This is a genomic window from Bacillus sp. FSL K6-1006 (genome assembly GCF_038593175.1).
Taxonomy (GTDB): domain Bacteria; phylum Bacillota; class Bacilli; order Bacillales; family Bacillaceae; genus Bacillus; species Bacillus safensis.
In genome coordinates this window covers 2,703,286-2,723,858 of the sequence record NZ_CP151970.1, presented here as the reverse complement: position 1 = coordinate 2,723,858, position 20,573 = coordinate 2,703,286, and the positions used below count along the sequence as shown (strand labels likewise).

At 42.0% G+C, this 20,573-nt stretch carries 20 protein-coding genes and 1 other annotated feature; of the genes, 13 read left to right on the top strand and 7 right to left on the bottom strand.

Features of this window, described 5'->3' with window-relative positions; genetic code table 11:
• The first annotated feature begins 7 nt into the window (after nt 1-7).
• The 9 genes from NSS65_RS14140 to ccpA all read left to right on the top strand — a co-directional run bounded on the left by NSS65_RS14140 (nt 8) and on the right by ccpA (nt 10,218).
• The gene (locus NSS65_RS14140) at nt 8-820 is read left to right on the top strand and encodes a DUF1444 domain-containing protein (RefSeq protein ID WP_034279516.1); all 813 of its coding nucleotides are present in this window, start codon (nt 8-10) and stop codon (nt 818-820) included.
• A 16-nt stretch (nt 821-836) separates the two neighbouring features.
• Nucleotides 837-1,442, top strand: coding sequence for a YtpR family tRNA-binding protein (gene ytpR, locus NSS65_RS14135; RefSeq protein ID WP_024424858.1), 606 nt, complete (start codon nt 837-839; stop codon nt 1,440-1,442).
• A gap of 195 nt (nt 1,443-1,637) precedes the next feature.
• The gene (locus NSS65_RS14130; protein ID WP_144496317.1) at nt 1,638-4,370 is read left to right on the top strand and encodes a DNA translocase FtsK; all 2,733 of its coding nucleotides are present in this window, start codon (nt 1,638-1,640) and stop codon (nt 4,368-4,370) included.
• A 301-nt stretch (nt 4,371-4,671) separates the two neighbouring features.
• The gene (murC, locus tag NSS65_RS14125) at nt 4,672-5,970 is read left to right on the top strand and encodes a UDP-N-acetylmuramate--L-alanine ligase (RefSeq protein WP_025092288.1); all 1,299 of its coding nucleotides are present in this window, start codon (nt 4,672-4,674) and stop codon (nt 5,968-5,970) included.
• Between the two features lie 223 nt (nt 5,971-6,193).
• Nucleotides 6,194-6,613 carry a DUF948 domain-containing protein gene (locus tag NSS65_RS14120; RefSeq protein WP_024424855.1) on the top strand — a complete coding sequence of 140 codons (420 nt, stop codon included), beginning with the start codon at nt 6,194-6,196 and terminating at the stop codon, nt 6,611-6,613.
• Nucleotides 6,614-6,639: 26 nt separating this feature from the next.
• On the top strand, nt 6,640-7,110 hold the full coding sequence (locus NSS65_RS14115) for a YtxH domain-containing protein (protein ID WP_034279523.1): 471 nt from the start codon (nt 6,640-6,642) through the stop codon (nt 7,108-7,110).
• A 33-nt stretch (nt 7,111-7,143) separates the two neighbouring features.
• Nucleotides 7,144-7,467 (top strand): bacillithiol system redox-active protein YtxJ, encoded by a 324-nt coding sequence (ytxJ, locus tag NSS65_RS14110; RefSeq protein ID WP_046312088.1) that lies wholly within the window; start codon nt 7,144-7,146, stop codon nt 7,465-7,467.
• 221 nt (nt 7,468-7,688) lie between these two features.
• Nucleotides 7,689-8,765, top strand: coding sequence for a bifunctional 3-deoxy-7-phosphoheptulonate synthase/chorismate mutase (locus NSS65_RS14105; RefSeq protein ID WP_034279528.1), 1,077 nt, complete (start codon nt 7,689-7,691; stop codon nt 8,763-8,765).
• A 451-nt stretch (nt 8,766-9,216) separates the two neighbouring features.
• Nucleotides 9,217-10,218: a catabolite control protein A gene (ccpA, locus tag NSS65_RS14100; protein ID WP_034279529.1), complete on the top strand. Its 1,002-nt coding sequence runs from the start codon at nt 9,217-9,219 to the stop codon at nt 10,216-10,218.
• 43 nt (nt 10,219-10,261) lie between these two features.
• Here the strand turns inward: ccpA and NSS65_RS14095 are convergent, their stop codons facing one another.
• Genes NSS65_RS14095 through NSS65_RS14085 form a run of 3 tightly spaced genes read right to left on the bottom strand, consistent with a single transcriptional unit; the run spans nt 10,262 to nt 12,732 of the window.
• Complete coding sequence (locus NSS65_RS14095; RefSeq protein ID WP_024424850.1) at nt 10,262-11,422, bottom strand: acetoin utilization protein AcuC; 1,161 nt, start codon at nt 11,420-11,422, stop codon at nt 10,262-10,264.
• Nucleotides 11,419-12,060: a CBS and ACT domain-containing protein gene (locus tag NSS65_RS14090; RefSeq protein ID WP_034279532.1), complete on the bottom strand. Its 642-nt coding sequence runs from the start codon at nt 12,058-12,060 to the stop codon at nt 11,419-11,421. The genes NSS65_RS14095 and NSS65_RS14090 overlap by 4 nt, the downstream gene beginning before the upstream one ends.
• 39 nt (nt 12,061-12,099) lie before the next feature.
• On the bottom strand, nt 12,100-12,732 hold the full coding sequence (locus tag NSS65_RS14085) for a GNAT family N-acetyltransferase (RefSeq protein WP_034279534.1): 633 nt from the start codon (nt 12,730-12,732) through the stop codon (nt 12,100-12,102).
• 155 nt (nt 12,733-12,887) lie between these two features.
• Between NSS65_RS14085 and acsA the strand changes: the two genes are divergently transcribed.
• On the top strand, nt 12,888-14,612 hold the full coding sequence (gene acsA, locus NSS65_RS14080; RefSeq protein ID WP_025092287.1) for an acetate--CoA ligase: 1,725 nt from the start codon (nt 12,888-12,890) through the stop codon (nt 14,610-14,612).
• 59 nt (nt 14,613-14,671) lie between these two features.
• Nucleotides 14,672-14,902: a binding site (T-box leader), on the top strand.
• Nucleotides 14,903-14,954: 52 nt separating this feature from the next.
• The gene (tyrS, locus tag NSS65_RS14075) at nt 14,955-16,223 is read left to right on the top strand and encodes a tyrosine--tRNA ligase (RefSeq protein ID WP_034279538.1); all 1,269 of its coding nucleotides are present in this window, start codon (nt 14,955-14,957) and stop codon (nt 16,221-16,223) included.
• Between the two features lie 72 nt (nt 16,224-16,295).
• Here the strand turns inward: tyrS and NSS65_RS14070 are convergent, their stop codons facing one another.
• The gene (locus NSS65_RS14070; RefSeq protein WP_041114974.1) at nt 16,296-16,652 is read right to left on the bottom strand and encodes an antibiotic biosynthesis monooxygenase; all 357 of its coding nucleotides are present in this window, start codon (nt 16,650-16,652) and stop codon (nt 16,296-16,298) included.
• A gap of 207 nt (nt 16,653-16,859) precedes the next feature.
• Here NSS65_RS14070 and NSS65_RS14065 point away from each other — a divergent pair, with 207 nt between their 5' ends.
• Entirely contained in the window at nt 16,860-17,501 is a 642-nt protein-coding gene (locus NSS65_RS14065; RefSeq protein WP_152031913.1) for a triacylglycerol lipase, read from the top strand.
• A gap of 196 nt (nt 17,502-17,697) precedes the next feature.
• Nucleotides 17,698-18,264, top strand: a complete 567-nt coding sequence (locus NSS65_RS14060; RefSeq protein WP_034279545.1) for a cysteine hydrolase family protein — start codon at nt 17,698-17,700, stop codon at nt 18,262-18,264.
• Nucleotides 18,265-18,308: 44 nt separating this feature from the next.
• Here the strand turns inward: NSS65_RS14060 and NSS65_RS14055 are convergent, their stop codons facing one another.
• The 3 genes from NSS65_RS14055 to NSS65_RS14045 form a co-directional block, all read right to left on the bottom strand.
• On the bottom strand, nt 18,309-18,863 hold the full coding sequence (locus tag NSS65_RS14055; protein ID WP_034279547.1) for a hypothetical protein: 555 nt from the start codon (nt 18,861-18,863) through the stop codon (nt 18,309-18,311).
• Nucleotides 18,864-19,159: 296 nt separating this feature from the next.
• On the bottom strand, nt 19,160-19,762 hold the full coding sequence (gene rpsD, locus NSS65_RS14050; RefSeq protein ID WP_024424838.1) for a 30S ribosomal protein S4: 603 nt from the start codon (nt 19,760-19,762) through the stop codon (nt 19,160-19,162).
• A gap of 303 nt (nt 19,763-20,065) precedes the next feature.
• Nucleotides 20,066-20,563 (bottom strand): GAF domain-containing protein, encoded by a 498-nt coding sequence (locus tag NSS65_RS14045; protein ID WP_065214522.1) that lies wholly within the window; start codon nt 20,561-20,563, stop codon nt 20,066-20,068.
• Nucleotides 20,564-20,573: the final 10 nt, after the last annotated feature.

The following is a 20,573-nucleotide window of genomic DNA, read 5'->3' as shown; positions in this document are numbered from 1 at the left end:
TAAAACGATGGCAAAAATGACATCAAGACAGCTTGCGAATGAACTCAAAAGCCGTCTGACGAACGACAGCTGGTCACACGAGTTTGACCGGGAAAAAGATACGCTTCGTATTGAAGATAAACAAACAGGCAAAGGCATCACACTAGAGCTCCCGCCAATTATTGCAAAGTGGGAAGTAAAGCCTGATGAAACCATTGATGAGATCGTCTATTATGTGAAAGAAGCGCTGAGTGCCATGAAAGGCGAAGCGCAGCACATTTCAGGAAAAGAAAAGCAGATCTATCCGGTCATTCGTTCCACTTCCTTTCCTGAGGCATCAAGTGATGGGATTCCGCTCGTGTTTGATGAGCATACAGCAGAAACGAGAATCTACTATGCGCTTGACCTTGGAAGCACCTACCGACTAATTGATGAAAAGATGCTCCAAAAGGAAAACTGGACAAAAGAGCGAATCAGAGAAACTGCAAGCTTCAACGTCCGTTCGCTAGAAACAGTAGTGAAAATGGATGAAGTGGCAGGCAACCGGTTTTATTTCTTCCGTGCAAATGACGGGTATGACGCCAGCAGACTTTTAAATGAATCGTTATTACAAGAATACGCGCAAAAAATAGAAGGGCAGATGGCGATTTCTGTTCCCCATCAAGACGTTTTCATCATTGCAGATGTTCGCAATGATTCAGGCTATGATATTTTAGGGCAGATGTCGATGAGCTTCTTCGCCAGCGGCACGGTTCCGATTACCGCATTGTCATTTTTATATGACGAGGGTAAGCTTGAACCGATCTTTATACTTGCAAAAAGCAGACCAAAACAGCAGTAGAAGGGAATTTTGAAGAATGAACGTTTTTTATAATGCAGAAGGTGTAGGCGACACACTCCTTATTTCATTGAAAGATGTGACGAGAGAAGAAGTAGGTCATGAGACGTTTGGAGATGTTGTACGAATCTTCAATCAAGAAACAAAAGAAACAACAGGCTTTAATATCTTCAATGCATCCACTTACATGAAAATTGAAGAAAACGGATCTGTTCCGCTTTCTGAAACCATTGTTCAAGATATCAATGAAATTTTAAACCGTAACGGTGTCAGTGAAACGTTGACTGTGGATTTATCACCAAAATTTGTTGTCGGCTATGTAAAGGAAAAAGAAAAGCATCCGAATGCAGATAAATTAAACATTTGCCAAGTTGATGTGGGCGATGAAACCTTACAAATCGTGTGCGGTGCACCAAACGTTGACCAAGGTCAATATGTTGTGGTGGCGAAGGTCGGTGCAGTGATGCCAAGCGGTATGGTCATCAAAGATGCTGAGCTAAGAGGCGTTCCATCAAGCGGTATGATTTGTTCTGCAAAAGAGTTAGATCTTCCAGACGCACCTGCTGAAAAAGGGATTCTTGTTTTAGATGGAAGCCATCAAGCTGGCGAACCCTTTAAAGCGTAACCTCCCATAAACGGGCACATAGGAGCGAAGAATGTGTTATACCAAAAGTCACTAAGTACGTACTTAGTGACTTTTTTTCATCTACAACAGCATGAACAGCATAAAGCGGCACTTTTCTCGCTTTTCTGCATGAAAAAGCAATGGTATACTAAAAATCGCCCAAGAAAACGTAAGGGGAGTTAAAGTGAGTGATAAATGATGAGTTGGTTAGATAAATTTTTTAGTGTATTTTTAGGAGAAGAAAAGAAAGAAGAAAAAGCTGCAAGACCTGAAGAAGATCTAGCTGCACCAAAGCAGCCAGCTTTTGAACCGCATAAAGAATATAAAAAAATCGAAGATACGAAAGTGTATTATGAATATCCAAAAGGGAACTTTCGCTTTCCGCTCGTTCCAGATGAAACCCAGCGTGATGGAGTGAAGCAGGAGAGAAGACGCGTGAAACCAAGCCAGCCAAAGGCAAAGCAGAAAACCTATCAGCCTAAACAAACGCTTCAGCCTGATATAAATAAAAAGCCATTCAAGCCAGAGCAAATTCCATCACCGATCTATGGCTATCATCAGGATATGCGTCCAAAACGGGCAGATTCAAAAGAAGGAACAGCTTCAGTTCAAAGGAAAGCAGCAGAAGAAACGGCGCAGCGTGTCACACTGTTATCAGAAGAGGCAGAGCGTGAACGGAATGTCAGACAGCAAATGAACATCCCGTCTATACAGAAAGAAAAACGTATCGAGGAAATGGCTTCAGTGTCAGCAGAAGAGAGAACGGACAAAGAGCCAGCAGTAACCCCGCATACATTGCAAGAGGAACTCGCTTATCAAGATCATGTTCAATCGACACTGGAACGTTTAACTGACGAGCCTTTCATCGAGCCAGAAGAAAACGATCCAGAAGATCATCATGAAGCTGATGTACATAAGCAGCAAGCAGAAGTCTATCAGAAGCAGCCCGTTGAGTCTGAGCCGGAACAGACTGTCTCCGGTGATGAAGAAGAAATAAAGGACGATCCTGTCCATCAGTTTGAAGATCATACTGAGGAAATAGACATGTTGACCTTCGAAACACCGGAACCTTCGCAGCCAGCGATTGAAATGGAAGTAGACATGCCATCAGAAGAAGCGGCGTTAACAGAAAACATTTCAGCAGAACCGGTGGAAGAAGTAGCGGCTGATCCAATAGAAGACAAACAAGAAGAAGCGCCTGCGGCAGCATTTGAAGAAGCTGAGCCAGTCAAACATGACCTGCAGGAAGATCAGCTGGTCCAAGAAGCTGAAATTGAAGAAGATCAAGTGATGCCAGTAGAACAAGTAACAGAGGAACAAACTGCATCTGAAGCGGCAGAAACCGTTATAGAGCAGACAGAGCAGCAAGAACAAACGCATGAAGTCAAGAAAGAAGAACCAAAACAGACATCTCCGCAGCCACAACGCACAAGCGGGCAAACCTCTACGGTTCCGTTTAATGTCATGATGTTAAAAAGCGATCAGCGCGTGCAAGGACAAAAGAAAGCAGCCGATACACAAGGGTATGTTTTTCCAAGCCTTGCCCTTTTAGACGTACCGCCAGCTCAAAAAGAAGAGGAAGGCACATGGGTGAAAGAGCGGGCAGAGCTGCTCAATGCGACGCTTAAAAATTTCAACGTAAGAGCAAGTGTCGTTCATGTCACACAGGGACCTTCTGTGACAAGGTTTGAAGTACATCCAGAACCAGGTGTCAAAGTGAACAAAATCACGAATCTGTCAGATGATATTAAACTTAGTTTGTCCGCAAAGGATATTCGAATTGAAGCACCGATTCCAGGAAAGAACACGATCGGGATCGAAGTGCCAAATCTGCACAGTAAAATGGTGTTCTTAAGAGAAATGATCAGAAGCAGTGCGTTTAGAGACAATCCATCTCCTTTAACAGCGGCACTCGGATTAGATATTTCAGGCCAGCCTGTCGTGGTTGATCTGCAAAAAATGCCGCATGGCTTAATTGCCGGAGCCACTGGTTCAGGAAAAAGCGTCTGCATTAATACGATTTTAGTGAGCCTCATGTTTAAAGCATCACCAGATGAAGTGAAAATGCTCTTAATTGATCCTAAAATGGTTGAATTAGCGCCGTATAACCACATTCCGCATCTTGTGAGTCCAGTCATCACCGATGCCAAGACAGCAACTGCTGCTCTGAAATGGGTAGTGGATGAAATGGAAAGACGCTATGAACTATTTGCACACTCTGGCGTGAGAGAAATTAAACGATTCAATGAGCTTGTGAAAGAAAAACAAATGGGAGAAAAACTGCCTTATCTCGTCGTGGTGATCGATGAGCTGGCTGATTTAATGATGGTCGCACCAAATGAAGTCGAAGAAAGCATCTGCCGAATTGCACAAAAAGCAAGAGCATGCGGCATTCACTTATTGATTGCGACACAAAGACCTTCTGTTGATGTCATTACAGGTCTCATTAAAGCTAATATTCCAACAAGAATTGCGTTTTCTGTTTCAAGTCAGGTGGATTCAAGAACGATCATTGACATGGCAGGTGCAGAAAAGCTTCTCGGAAAAGGAGACATGCTCTTCTTAGAAAATGGCTCCGGCAAACCGACAAGGCTGCAAGGGAACTTTGTATCAGACCGTGAGATTGATCAAGTGGTGGCACATGTGAGAAAGCAGCGCAAGCCAGTGTTCCTTTTTGAACAGGAGGAACTCATGCTGCAGGGCTCTGCGATTACAGACGAAGATGAATTGTTTATGGATGCCTGCCGTTTTGCCATCGAGCAGAATAGCGCTAGTACATCAAGTTTGCAGCGAAGATTTAGAATTGGCTACAACCGTGCAGCCAGGTTGATTGACATGATGGAGCGCGAGGGCATGATCTCTGGTGCGAAAGGCAGTAAGCCAAGAGAAGTGCTCATGACACTGAGTGACTTAGAACAGTTGATCTAAACAAACCACTTCATTTTTTTCATAAACATGGTATGATAGCACATAGGTGCAATTTTGTAATTGGACGCTTTTCGCATGTCTGCCAGAACGCTTTTTTATGTAAAATAAGCGAAAGCAGGTGTTAGAAATGGGAAAGTTGTCGGATACTAATCATAGTTAATATTGATTAGAATAGGAAGATCGGAAAAAATCTTTATTTGGAGCTGCGATCTGTGATCAGCTAGAGGCAAAATCACAAGTTGCAAATTGAAATGAGCGTCATATACTGTAAGTCAGATAGACGTTTGTTGGAGGTACAATTATGACTGTTTATCATTTTGTTGGAATAAAAGGGACAGGTATGAGTCCACTGGCCCAAATTCTTCATGATACTGGGTATACTGTCCAAGGATCGGATATCGAAAAACATATCTTTACACAAAAAGCATTAGAAGAACGAAATATTAAAATTCTACCATTTGACCCAGATAATATTCAGCCAGGGATGACGGTCATCGCAGGAAATGCATTCCCTGATACACACCCTGAGATTGAACGTGCCCTTTCTGAAGGGATTCCTGTCATTCGTTACCATAAATTCCTTGGAGAATACATGGATTCATTCACAAACGTTGCGATTACTGGTGCTCATGGCAAAACATCGACAACAGGACTGCTTGCTCACGTCATGCAGGCAGCCAAACCTACTTCGTACTTAATCGGTGATGGATCTGGAATGGGGAAAGAAAACAGCGAGTATTTTGTTTTTGAAGCATGCGAATACCGCAGACACTTCCTCAGCTATCATCCAGATTATGCGATCATGACCAATATTGATTTTGATCATCCTGATTATTTCTCGGATATTGATGACGTGTTTGATGCGTTTCAAAACATGGCGCTTCAAGTGAAAAAAGCCATTATTGCCTGCGGTGATGATGAGCATCTGCCAAAGATTCAAGCGAAGGTACCTGTTGTGTACTACGGTTTCAACGAAGAAAATGATTTCCAAGCACGCAATGTTGTGAAAAATACGGAAGGTACCACATTTGATGTATTTGTACGCAATACGTTTTATGATACCTTCTACATTCCTGCCTACGGAAATCATAATGTCCTCAACTCGTTAGCTGTCATTGCATTATGTCACTATGAGTCCATTGATGTAGAGCTTATCAAAGGCGCATTAACGACATTTGGCGGTGTGAAACGACGCTTTAATGAAAAAGTGGTCGGTGAGCAGGTCTTAATTGACGATTATGCACATCATCCAACTGAAATTGAAGTCACGATTGAAGCAGCTCGCCAAAAATATCCGGACCGTGATATTGTGGCTGTCTTCCAGCCGCATACGTTCACACGTACACAGCAATTCTTAAGTGAATTTGCTGACAGTCTAAAGAAAGCCGACTATGTCTACCTTTGTGATATTTTCGGTTCAGCCCGTGAAAACATTGGGAAGCTGAGCATTGAAGATTTACGAGAAAAAATCCCGCAGGCCCAATTAATTGAGGAAGAAGATACATCTGTGCTGAAAACGCACGAAGATGCGATTCTGATCTTTATGGGAGCAGGAGACATTCAGAAGTATTTGCGTGCTTATGAAAAAGTCGCTGTATAAATGCTTTAAAAAAGTGCCGTTTCACACGGCACTTTTTTTATTTTGAATAAAATGTGACAAAAGGGCTAAATGTGTCAACATGCGGCGCTTTTTTTCGTTCGCTGTGGACAGGAATTAGCGAATAAGTGTAGAATTATTATTCAATCGGTCATTCTAGGCGATGTTTGAATGATACAACGAGAGGGTAATGAATTGAATATGCCCGCAGCAAAGGAGGTATCAGATGATTATTATTCTATATCTAAGCGTTGCACTGATCGCAATTGCTTTCCTCATTCTTGTCATCTATTTGTCCAAAACATTAAAATCCTTACAGCTGACATTAAAGAATGTTGCATCAACTTTAGAAGGTCTTGAAGGTCAGATGCAAGGCATCACCACAGAGACAGCACAGTTGCTACATAAGACGAATCAGCTTGCTGAAGATATTCAAGACAAATCAGCAAAACTTAACACAGTTGTGGATGCGGTGCAGGGAATTGGTGGCTCGATCAACCAATTTAATACAAGCATAAAGCAGGCAGCTGGTGCGGTTTCTTCATCCGTTGAAAGAAATCAAGAAAAAGTGACGGATGTGGTAAGCTGGAGTAACGCAGCACTTGAAATTTATAAAAAATGGAAACAGCGTAAACATCAAAAATAAACCATATTCGCATAGGAGGAATAATCATGAGCAAAGACGGAATCAATAGCAAAGACTTTTTGATCGGAACACTTATTGGTGGAATTGTTGGTGCAACAACAGCATTATTTTTAGCACCGAAGTCAGGGAAAGAGCTTCGCGATGATTTGAACACCCAAGCGAATGCGTTAAAAGAAAAAACAGACCGGCTCACAACAGATGCAAAAGAAAAAGGCACTGAATATGTGACGATTGCAAAAGATAAAACGTCTGAATTGTCTCAGCTTGTAGCAGAGCAGTCAAACCAGATTTTAGACAAAGTGAAAGACATAAAAGAGCGTGCGGCTGGAAAAGCTAATCATGTGAAAAATGAAGCAGAAGATGCGGCAGCGGATTTGGCAAGCGAAGCATCTGATGTAGCAGATGAAGCAAAAGTAAGAGCACAAGAAGCAAAATCAGAAATTGAAGACGGCATCAAAGATGTCAAAGAAAAAGTAGAACAATCTACTAAAGGCTAACTCTCACTGCTCGAAGTAAAGAAGGAGAACATCATGTCAAAACAACTCATTGAAACAGAAGAACAGTTTGATCAACTAACGAATCAAGATGGGACCTTTGTCTTTTTTAAGCACAGTTTGACATGTCCGATCAGCCAAGCGGCTTTTCAAGAGTTTGAAGCATTTGCGTCTGCACATGAAGACGTGCCAACGTATTTCTTGCAAATTCAAAACACGAGAGAGCTTTCATCCTACGTGGCTGAAAAATCAGGTGTAAAGCACGAAAGTCCGCAGGCACTCGTCTTTAGCGGTGGAAAAGTAAAATGGCATGCTTCTCACTCAAGCATTACAAAAGAAGCGCTTGAACATAATCTGTAAAAGAAAGAAACGTCAGCAGCGGCTGACGTTTTTTTTATAAAAAAGGTTTACTTGAACGAAAAGTATGCTATAATCTTACATACAATACTTTATCGCTTAAAAGCGTTTGGGTAATAAAGAAAATTTTCGTGACAATTCCGAAATCTTTGTTTATAATAAACCCTATCATGCAAGAATGAAAAAATAAAAAGCGAGAGCAGGCAGAGGAAAGGATGACAAAAATGAGCAACAATGAACTAGAAAAATTGAGGCAGCAAGCAGATGAACTAAATCTTCAAATTCTAAAACTGATCAATGAAAGAGGAAACATTGTCAAAGAAATTGGAAAAGCAAAAGAAGCGCAAGGTGTCAACCGTTATGATCCTGTCAGAGAGCGCACAATGCTGAACCAAATTCTTGAAGAAAATGATGGGCCATTTGAAAACTCAACGATTCAGCATATTTTCAAAGAGATTTTCAAAGCAGGTCTAGAGCTTCAAGAAGATGACCACAGCAAAGCACTTCTTGTTTCTCGTAAGAAAAAGCCAGAAAACACAATCGTGAATATCAATGGGGAAGCGATCGGTGATGGAAAGCAGCGTTTCATCGTTGGACCATGTGCCGTTGAAAGCTACGAGCAAGTCGCAGAAGTAGCGGCAGCAGCGAAACAGCAGGGATTAAAACTACTTCGTGGTGGCGCATTTAAACCTCGCACAAGTCCATACGATTTCCAAGGACTTGGTGTAGACGGTCTAAAGATTCTAAAGCGTGTAGCGGATGAATACGGTCTTGCTGTCATTAGTGAAATTGTCAATCCTGCTCATATTGAAGAAGCGATTGAGCATATCGATGTCATCCAAATTGGGGCACGTAACATGCAAAACTTCGAGCTGTTAAAAGAAGCCGGTTCCGTGAAGAAACCAGTTCTTTTAAAACGCGGTCTTGCAGCGACCATTTCAGAATTCATCAATGCAGCTGAATACATCATCGCCCAAGGAAATGATCAAATCATCCTTTGCGAGCGCGGTATCCGCACATACGAAACAGCGACAAGAAATACACTAGATATCTCGGCAGTGCCAATCTTAAAACAAGAGACACATTTACCAGTCTTCGTTGATGTGACGCACTCAACTGGACGTAGAGATCTTCTCCTTCCAACAGCAAAAGCAGCTCTTGCGATTGGAGCAGACGGTGTCATGGCAGAAGTACATCCAGATCCATCTGTTGCACTGTCTGACTCAGCGCAGCAAATGGACATTCCACAATTCGAAAAATGGTTAGATGCGTTAAGACCACTTGTGAATATTCACGCGTAATCATAGATAGAAATAGCCGCCGGATAACTGCCCGGCGGTTTTTTTATGGAGAAATACCATGAAGTTTGGGAATGAAAGGAAGAAAGCACATTGCAACCCTAAAAAGTGCTTGTTCACAATGTTTTCATTTTTAAAATTTGATAGAATCTGCTAAGATCATTGTCATAGCTGGCGTTCTCAATGTTTTTTTATGAAATATGATTCAATTTACAGGTAACAAGCTGATTAAAGTTTGTTTAATTTAGTTATAAAAAGAAAGGGAACGTTTTCATATGACAAAAAAACGTGTATAATTTCATAAAAGAATGTCATTTTGATGTAGATTGAAAAATTATGTGTCTCTTTTCATCGTTTTAATGACAAATAGGATATTATTTTCCTCGTATCTGACATGTCTCTATCCAATTGGTGAATGCTATAGATATGAAGTGTATTTGAAGGAGTGATTTATGTGAATAATGTTACAATATATGATGTAGCAAGAGAAGCAAATGTAAGTATGGCAACGGTATCACGCGTAGTAAATGGTAATCCAAACGTAAAACCAACAACAAGAAAAAAGGTGCTTGAAGCGATTGACCGCCTTGGCTATCGTCCGAATGCAGTGGCTCGAGGCCTAGCAAGTAAAAAAACAACGACAGTCGGGGTCATCATCCCTGATATTTCTAGTATCTTCTATTCGGAATTAGCACGCGGTATTGAAGACATCGCTACGATGTATAAATACAACATTATTTTGAGCAACTCAGATCAAAATACAGATAAAGAGCTTCATTTGTTAAATACGATGCTCGGCAAACAAGTAGACGGAATTGTCTTTATGGGCGGAAATATCACAGATGTGCATGTGGAAGAATTTAAGCGCTCTCCTGTGCCGATTGTTCTTGCAGCATCTGTTGAAGAGCAGGCTCAAACACCATCCGTCAACATCAACTATGAGCAGGCCATTTATGACTCAGTTCAGCTGTTAGTTGAAAAAGGACATAAACGAATTGCGTTTGTTTCTGGTCCAATGTCAGAACCAATTAATTCCGTGAGAAAGCTTGCAGGTTATAAGCGAGCACTTGAAGAAGCGGGCATAGCGTTTGACGATACGCTCGTCGCTGAAGGCGATTACTCGTATGATTCTGGAATTGAAGCACTTGCTCATCTGCTTGAGCAGTCTGACAAGCCGACAGCTGTTATCGCAGCTACAGATGAAATGGCTCTAGGTGTCATTCATGGAGCACAAGACAGAGGGGTATCTATTCCTGAAGACTTAGAAGTGATTGGCTTTGATAACACAAGACTTTCTCTCATGGTGCGTCCTCAGCTGACAACAGTTGTACAGCCGACATATGATATTGGTGCTGTTGCGATGAGATTGCTCACAAAGCTGATGAACAAAGAACAAGTGGACGATCAAATTGTTGAGCTTCCGCACAGAATTGAAGAAAGACAATCAACGAAATAAAGCAAAAATAGCAGGCTACCTTATGAGGGATAGCCTGCTTTTCTTATGCCTTTTTCTTTTCTCTTCTAACAGGCATAAGTGCTTTTTCTACTGTTTGTGCATTTTTTTCTGTGATTTCTGCTTTTCTTGGGATCGGTGGATATAAATCGTCAGGATCTTTCCATGTAGGTGGAAGGGTAACAGGCGATTGCTTATTCCATGCCTGAATCCAGTCCTGAGGGAGCTCATCTGGCGGTGTAATGCCTTTCATCTCAAGCCAAATGCGGCTCCACGCTCTAGGAACGACGCGCCAAATATCATATCCCCCTCCGCCAACAGCGATCCACTTGCCGTCACAATATTGATGTGCAAGCTCATGAGCAAGTCTAGGAATTTCTTCATATATTTTCATGGTGGCAGATAAATGAGTTAACGGGTCATAGTAGTGTGCATCTGCCCCGTTTTGCGTCAAAATCACATCTGGTTTAAAAAAAGCAGCAATCTCAGTCACTGCTGTTCGGTATGCTTCGAGAAACGATTCATCTTCCGTAAATGCATCTAGTGGAATATTATAAGCGTAGCCATAGCCTTTATCGTGGCCTCTTTCCTGTACTTGTCCGGTTCCAGGGAATAAGTAGCGTCCCGTTTCATGAATGGACACCGTACATACCTCTGGGTCGTCATAGAAGCTGAACTGGACACCATCGCCGTGATGAGCATCCGTATCAATATATAAAATTCTAGCGCCATATGTCTTTTGAATATATTGAATCGCCACAGAGCTGTCATTATAAATACAAAAGCCAGATGCACGCCCTTTAAATCCGTGGTGAAGCCCGCCGCCGAGATTGAGGGCATGCTGCGAATGACCGAGCATCACTTGGTCAACCGCTGTTAATGTTCCGCCAACAAGGAGAGATGCCGCCTCATGCATGCCTGCGAACATCGGTGTATCTTCAGTGCCAAGACCGTATCGTTCACCCTCTGCCGTAGACAGCTTTCCTTCACTTGCCCGCTGCACAGCCTGGATATAATCTGCTGTATGGACGAGCTTTAATTCCTCCAGAGTAGCCATACGCGGTGCAACGATTTCATCCTCTGTTAACGCCTTCATTTTTTGAAGAAGATCATAAGTTAAGTAGACACGAAGCTGATTGAAGGGATGATCTTGGTTAAATTGGTACGTTTGAAAAGATGGTGAAAAAACAAAGGTCGCTTCCTTCATTTGATCGTCTGCTCCATAGGCCAGAGCACTTTATAGCCTTTTGCGCGAATCAGCTTCGTCACATGATCTGCATGAATGGTTTGAAGGCGGAATACGAGCACTTTAGATGCCTCATTGGCATGCGGGTACACGAGCACACTCAGCATTTGAATATGCTGCTCCTTTAAAATGGCTGTAATATCTGCGAGGCTTTCTGTCATCTGCTCCACTTCAACCTCTAAGTGCGACCCAGGCTGATCTGCACCTGTCAGTCTTACAAACGTACGAAGCAGATCTGTTTTTGTGATAATGCCTACAAGCTTGCCGCGTCTCACCACTGGAAGACAGCCAATTCCGTGCTCAAAAAAGACACTTGATATCTCCTCAACGAAATCAAGCGGGTGAGCAGTGATCGTCTCTAATACCATGATCTCTTCTACTGGCCGCTGAATAAAGAGCTTCCTTTTCTCTGTTTCAAAAATACTTGGACTGGCATTTTTAATATCCCGATCTGTCACCATCCCAATGACAGACCCTTGATCAGATACGATCGGGATATGCCGGATGTGGTGTGCACTCATTTTTTGAATGGCTTCTTCAATCGTATCGGTTTTTCGCAGCGTGATCACATCACGCTCCATAATTTGTTCAATCATCATTGTTTACCAATCCCCTTTGCCAAAAAAACGAATTGAACGTTAATACATAAAACGCTGATGGAAGCGAAGACGATCGAAACGCTCGATCGAATCAGGACTCACATGTTTCCCAATTCTGGCCATTAAACAATTGGCTGGATGTGAGCTGATTTCTGGCTCGTCTGTTGCAAACCAGACAAGACCGCCTGCGTTCATCATTTTCTCCATCATTTTGCGGTACTCCCAAACGTTTTTCTTTGTCCCCTTTAAATCCCAATGCCAGTAATATTCAGTTGTAATGATGATGTAATTCTCCATTTGCTCATCCATCATGCTCACATCAAGCAAATGCTTGCCAAGTGAGCATCCTCTAAATGGAGGAGCGACCTCAATCGCGCCAAGCTCAATTAAATTGTCCATTTTGCCCTCTGACCAACGCTCAAGTGGATCAGGATACAAATACGTGACATAGCCTACGACAAGCTCATTCGCTCTTGCAATGATAATACGTCCTTCTGGAAGATCTGCTATTTCAACAAGTGCTTGTTTCTGTTCCTCAGGCGTGCGAAATGCCGTTAGTCCTTCATGAAACGTATAGTTCGCAAGCTCTGATGCAGGTACCGGTCCTTCAACCAGGATGGAACCTGTTTCGCGCTCAATGGTTTTTGAATAATAAGTTTTAGGATGCTCCACGTATCCACCGCCCCTAATTCTAGTGAGTCGTCTCTATTCTATCTTAAAACTTGCAATAATTAAAACGGTTTCATCAGAAGTTTTTTAAAAATTGAGAAAAAAAGTCATCTATACTATAATGGTCATTGTAAACGTATGCAAAGGGGGACTGTTTGATGAAATTGGAAACGCTACCATCAGTAAAAGGGGATTATCATTTAAATGATTATGAGCAGGCATACAAAGATTTTTCATGGGAGGAAGCTAGAAAAAACTTCTCCTGGTATGAAACAGGAAAAATAAATGCAGCCTATGAAGCGATTGACAGACATGCGGACTCGTTTCGTCAGAACAAGGTGGCGCTTCACTACAAAGATTCACAGCGGGATGAAAAGTATACGTTCAGGGATATGAAAATCAACACAAACAAAGCGGGGAATCTATTCAGAGAAAAAGCACATGTAGAAAAAGGGGATCGCGTGTTTATCTTTATGCCAAGATCACCTGAGCTCTATTTTCTTTTGCTTGGTGCAGTTAAAATTGGAGCGATCGTTGGCCCATTATTTGAGGCATTTATGGAAGGTGCCGTCAAAGACCGTTTAGAAAATAGTGAGGCAAAGGTGATCGTGACAACACCAGATTTGCTTGAGCGAATTCCATTTGCAGAGCTTCCGAAGCTTGAATCTGTCATCATTGTCGGCGGTGAAAACGAAGACGTCGATGGCGTGCGGACAATTCACTATGAAAAGGCGTTTGAGGAGGCAGCAAAGGAGCTTGAGATTGAATGGATGGATGAAAAAGACGGCTTCCTGCTTCATTACACATCAGGATCTACTGGTACGCCAAAAGGTGTGCTTCATGTCCATGGTGCAATGGTCCAGCAAGGTCAGACTGGTAAATGGGTGCTTGACTTGAAAGAAGATGACGTTTACTGGTGTACAGCTGATCCAGGCTGGGTTACAGGCACAGTGTACGGTATTTTTTCACCGTGGTTAAATGGGGCGACGAATGTGATTTTAGGCGGCCGGTTTAATCCTGATACGTGGTATGAAACCATTGAATCACTCGGTGTAACCGTTTGGTACAGTGCCCCGACCGCCTTTAGAATGCTCATGGGGGCAGGGGATGATCTCATTCAAAAATATGACCTCAGCTCGCTCCGCCATGTCTTAAGTGTGGGAGAGCCGCTTAATCCAGAAGTCATCCGCTGGGGAGATGCTGTTTTTGGCAAACGGATTCACGACACTTGGTGGATGACAGAAACCGGAGCACAGCTGATTTGTAATTATCCATGCATGGACATCAAGCCAGGTTCGATGGGAAAACCGATTCCAGGCGTAGAAGCAGCGATTGTTGATAATGCAGGAAATGAACTTCCGCCATACCGGATGGGCAACCTTGCGATTAAAAAAGGCTGGCCTTCTATGATGCATACGATCTGGAACAATCCTGAAAAATATGAATCTTACTTTATGCCGGGAGATTGGTATGTTTCAGGAGATTCAGCTTATATGGACGAAGACGGATACTTTTGGTTCCAGGGACGTGTCGATGATGTCATCATGACGTCAGGAGAGCGGGTCGGTCCATTTGAGGTGGAAAGTAAACTGGTCGAACATCCAGCTATTGCGGAGGCTGGTGTCATTGGAAAGCCAGATCCGGTCCGCGGTGAAATTATTAAAGCATTTATAGCGCTTAGAAGCGGATATGAGCCGACAGATGAGCTGAAAGAAGAGATTCGTACATTTGTGAAAAAAGGACTCGCAGCACATGCGGCACCGCGAGAAATTGAGTTTAAAGACAAACTGCCGAAAACGAGAAGCGGAAAAATTATGAGACGTGTGCTAAAGGCGTGGGAGCTGAATTTACCTGCTGGCGACCTTTCGACAATGGAAGATTAAATTTTTTCATCAGTTGACTTGATATCAAAAGTGTGTTAAAAATGACATTAGTTGAATATGAAAAGGTTTTGACTGAGATTCAGTAGAATGATCTTTCCCTGTTGAAGAGAGCTGACGGCTGGTGCGAGTCAGTACAAAGAGATATTCGAATTACCCTCACGAGCCGCTTTTACGAAAAGGAGCATGCCCTGATTAGTGAAAGAACGGATCTGTCCGTTATCAGTGTAAGTGAAAAGACGAGATTTTTGTCTTTTAAGCAGGGTGGTACCGCGATATATATCGTCCCTTCGTTCATTCGAAGGGGCGTTTTTTTGTTGAATTGTAAAAAAAGGAGATTTGGAAATGAGTCAATTGATGGAAGAGCTATCGTTCAGAGGATTAATCCAGCAGCAAACAGATGAAGAAGGTTTAACAAAATTATTAGCAGAAGAAAAAATCAAACTATACTCCGGCTTTGATCCGACAGCTGACAGCTTACACATTGGTCATCTATTGCCAATTTTAACATTACGCAGATTCCAAGAAGCAGGTCATCATCCGATTGCTCTTGTTGGCGGCGCAACTGGACTAATCGGCGACCCTAGCTTCAAAAAAGCGGAACGTTCACTAAATCCAGCAGAAATCGTCGAACAGTGGTCAGAAAAAATCAAAGGACAGCTGTCTCAATTTCTTGATTTTGAAGCAGGCGAGAATCCAGCCGTCATCGTGAATAACTACGACTGGATCAGCCAAATGAATGTCATCACGTTCCTTCGTGATATTGGAAAGAACTTCGGTGTAAACTTCATGCTGGCAAAAGATATCGTGAGCTCACGTATCGAAACAGGGATTTCTTACACAGAATTCAGCTACGTCATCCTGCAGTCTTTAGACTTCTTAAACCTTTACAGAAATGAAAATTGTAAGCTGCAAATCGGCGGAAGTGACCAGTGGGGAAATATCACATCTGGACTTGAGCTGATCCGTAAGTCTGAAGCAGAAGGGGCAAAAGCATTTGGTCTGACGATGCCGCTTGTCACAAAAGCAGACGGCACAAAGTTTGGTAAAACAGAAGGCGGCGCCATCTGGTTAGATAAAGAAAAAACGTCTCCATACGAGTTCTACCAATTCTGGATCAACACAGATGACCGTGATGTCGTGAAATATTTAAAATACTTTACGTTCTTATCAAAAGAAGAGATCGCATCGTACGAAGAAAAAGTGAAAACAGCACCTGAAAAGCGTGAAGCGCAGCGCCGTCTAGCAGAGGAAGTGACAACACTTGTACATGGCCGTGAATCACTAGAACAGGCTGTTAACATCTCAAATGCGCTATTCAAAGGTGAGATCAAATCTCTTACAGCTGAAGAAGTGAAAGTAGGCTTTAAGGATGTTCCATCAATGGAGAAAAGCAGCACAGAAGAATTAACACTAGTCGATATCCTTGTGGAATCAAAGCTGTCTCCATCAAAGCGTCAAGCACGTGAAGATATCACAAATGGTGCTGTATCCATCAACGGAGAGAGACAAACAGATAAAGATTATGTTCTTTCCGCTGACGACCGAATTGAAAACCAATTTACCGTTTTAAGAAGAGGGAAAAAGAAATACTTCCTCGTGACGTATAAATAAAGTATGAAACAGTAAGCATCATGGAAAAGCACCCCAACATTGAGGTGCTTTTCTTTTTTATGTAGAAGTAGCTCATTCGTCTGCTTCTTGTTCAAGGAGTGAATCTTTGTTTGTATAAGCATGTTCTACCTTACAAATTCGGGTTGTATAGGATTCATACCAATCTTTTTTCCCCTTTTTTTGAACACGCTGATGTGCTGTATGTGCTTTCCATTCTTTGATGGCTTCTAATGAATCCCAGTAAGAGACAGTGATTCCAACACCATGTTCATCTCGTACACTTTCCATTCCAAGAAACCCATCTAGATCTTTCGCTAATTCTTCCATTTTTTGAGCAGCAGCAGCGTATTCTTTCTGCTCGACATTTGTTCGTTTTGATGTAAAAATCGCGGCGTAGTAGGGTGGTGCAGGTGTTTGAGTAAATAGCATCTAGTAGAACCTCCTTAGTCTATTGATATTATATATGAAAGAAAGAAGGTCTCGTAGTCTTTTTGTTTTAATTTAAAAAAGTCCAAGGTGCTTTTTGATTATTTATATTTTTGTAAAATCATCTCATAAACATTACCTTGTTCACTTTTCTGACATATTTTTCTTGTATAAAATAGAGTCGTATAAGATGAATAAGGGGGAATGAAAGTGATTTTTGTTAAGAAAAGGAGTTTGCAAATTCTCATTGCGCTTGCATTGGTGATTGGTTCAATGGCGTTTATCCAGCCGAAAGAGGCGAAGGCGGCTGAGCATAATCCGGTTGTGATGGTGCACGGCATTGGCGGTGCCTCTTATAACTTTTTTTCTATTAAAAGTTATTTGGCCACACAAGGCTGGGATCGAAACCAATTATATGCTATTGATTTCATAGACAAAACAGGAAATAACCGCAACAATGGTCCGCGTCTATCGAGATTCGTCAAAGATGTGTTAGACAAAACGGGTGCCAAAAAAGTAGATATTGTGGCTCATAGTATGGGCGGGGCGAACACGCTATACTATATTAAGAATCTAGATGGCGGCGATAAAATTGAGAACGTTGTCACAATTGGTGGAGCAAACGGACTCGTTTCAAGCAGAGCATTACCAGGCACAGATCCAAATCAAAAAATTCTTTACACATCCGTCTATAGCTCGGCAGATCTTATTGTCGTCAACAGCCTCTCTCGTTTAATTGGCGCAAGAAACATCCTGATCCATGGCGTTGGTCATATCGGTCTATTAACCTCAAGCCAAGTGAAAGGGTATATTAAAGAAGGACTGAACGGCGGAGGACAGAATACGAATTAAAAAACGAAAAAAGACAGCGGCATATGCTGTCTTTTTTGATGTCAGCTGGCATATGGCAGCTAGAGATATTGAAAAGGGTGGCAAAACGATGATACACAAACAGACCATCGTACATAGCTGAATAAAAACATGTACAAAACGATCGCCATTCCTTACACTACATGTAGTGAATGTGAATATTCGGAGGTGGGCGTTTGTGAAAACGAATCAAAAGGCTTTCATCATTGTAGATGTACAAAAAGCGTTCGAGCATGAAAAATGGGGAGAACGCAATAACCTAGAGGCAGAGGAGAATATTAGCCGGCTATTAACGTTTTGGCGAGAGAAAGGCTGGAAAGTGATTCATATTCAGCATACATCCAACAATCCGGACTCTGTATTTCATCCAGCAAATGAAGGGCACCTTTTCAAAGATTTGGCTAAACCGCTAGAGGAAGAAATGGTGATACAAAAGAAAGTCAACAGCAGCTTTATTGGTACTAACTTAGAGGAACATCTAAGATCAAACCAGGTTGACACGGTCGTGATCGCAGGATTAACAACCCCTCACTGCGTATCAACAACCACAAGAATGAGCGGAAATCTTGGCTTTGATACGTATCTGATCTCAGATGCAACAGCCGCCTTTGGACTAACAGATCAAAATGGTACATATTTTGACCCAGAAACGATCCACCGGCTCTCACTTGCAACCCTGCATGATGAATTTGCGACTGTCATGACAACAGAGCAGCTCATCGCAAAATGGACAAGTCAAGAATAAAAGTTTGAAAGCTCCTAGAAAGAGATCTAGGAGCTTTTTTCATGCTAATGATATGTGTCCAGCGATTGTTTTCGTTGTTTCTTACGTGAGTAAACGAGATCAATCTCAATAATTAAAAAACTGACAAAGAATGATAAAATCAATACGCCGGAATCCCCTATCGATACATTCATTAAATTTAAGTAAAGGACATACTTGATAGAGAGATGTAAAACGATCCAAGAACTCACCCATTCCAAAGTATAAGTGAGCCATACAGGAAGCTTAAGGAGATAAGCCAGTCCTTTTCCTATGAATAGAAGGACAGGTGACCAAAAAACGACGATAACACTTACTAACAAAGAGAAAGAGATCAAAGAAAAAAACGAATCATACGTGATGGTTTCTCCAAAAAGAAAATTCACGCCTAGAACAGTGATGTATAGCAATAGACTTGGAACCGCGATCACAAAGCAGATAGAAAAAAAGAGCAGAAAGATAAACAGACTTGCAGCAAATCTATTGGGCGGCTCATCGATAATCTGTTTTTTTCTTAGAAGAGAATAGGCAATCATTGCCAAGATTAAAAGTAAGAATAGAATGATTGTAATACTATACATGGAACTCCTCCATCTGCGTACTATAGAAGACCAAACGACTGATATGTCATCTATCATGATTGTACCAATAGATAAAAGGCACTTCAATGAAATGTTTCCTATATTTGTATATAAAAATAGAGACAGGTTTGATTGAAGTAAGAATGGAGCAGGCAGCCGGGGAAAATAAGTATTGAAAATGGAAGATGACTTCAAATGATTTCATGTATAATTGAGAACATACAAAAAACCCTAGAAATCCTTGAACAATCAAGGGATCTAGGGTTTTTTTGCTCTCTCTTAGAGAAGTAAAGAAATTAACGAGAGTAGAACTCAACGATTAGTTGTTCGCTGATTTCAGGCGCTAATTCAGAACGCTCTGGAAGACGAGTGAAAGTTCCTTCAAGCTTTTCAGCATCGAAAGAAAGGTATTCAGGAACGAAGTTGTTTACTTCAACTGATTCTTTCACTACTGCAAGGTTTTGAGATTTCTCACGAAGAGCAATCGTTTGACCTGGTTTCACAGAGAAAGATGGGATGTCTACACGGCTTCCATCAACAAGGATGTGACCATGGTTTACTAGCTGACGAGCTTGACGGCGAGTACGAGCAAGGCCAAGACGGTATACTAGGTTGTCAAGGCGAGTTTCAAGAAGGATCATGAAGTTTTCACCTTGTTTACCAGGAAGTTTAGCAGCTTTGTCATATAGTGTACGGAATTGACGTTCGTTGACACCGTACATGTGACGAAGCTTTTGCTTCTCTTGTAATTGTAAACCGTATTCAGATAGTTTTTTGCGTTGTCCTGGACCATGTGGGCCTGGAGCGTAAGGGCGTTTTTCAAGTTCCTTACCTGTTCCGCTTAATGAAATGCCTAAACGGCGGGAAATCTTCCAACTTGGACCTGTATAGCGAGCCATAATGTGACTCCTCCTTATTGTTTTTATTTGTGAAAAATAAAAACCGTCTGTTCTTCCTCTTTTTCGTCATTATGTTTTCATGCATCCTCGCTCCAGCAGCAGGGAGTTACAAGATGCACCTTCATAATATAGAAGGAACAAAATGATACAAAAAAGCCGAACAAAAAGGCTGCCATATTTCACACAAACTCTATTATATGATGCTGGATAGGAGAAGTCAACCTATTTAGAGGCAGAGGTGACGTTCTCCATTATATAAAGAAACATAAAAAAGCAGACAATGTGCCTGCTTTTTCAAAATGATTACGCATCCGTAGAGACGGATAACGCCTGTTGGAGAATTTCTGTAAATTGAATAAGGTAGGACTCATCTACTTCACTGAAGCGGTCTTTCACAGGGCTGTCAATGTCGAGTACCCCAATGATCTGTCCATTGACCTTGAGCGGAATGACTATTTCAGATTGCGATGCGGCATCACAGGCAATATGCCCAGGGAATGCATGGACATCAGCGATACGCTGCACTTCACCTGTCGCAAAAGCTGTACCGCAAACGCCTTTTCCAGAAGGGATGCGCACACATGCAGGCAGTCCGTTAAACGGTCCAAGCACAAGCTCGCCGTCCTTTGCTAAATAAAACCCTGCCCAATTGACTTCAGGAAGTGAGTGATAGAGTAGCGCAGCTGCATTTGCCAAGTTGGCAATCAGATCAGGTTCACCATCTGTAATGGCTTCTACCTGTTTGACGAGCAATTGATAGTCTTTTGAAGGATCGCCAGACTGTTTTTCGACATGAAACATGAAAATCTCC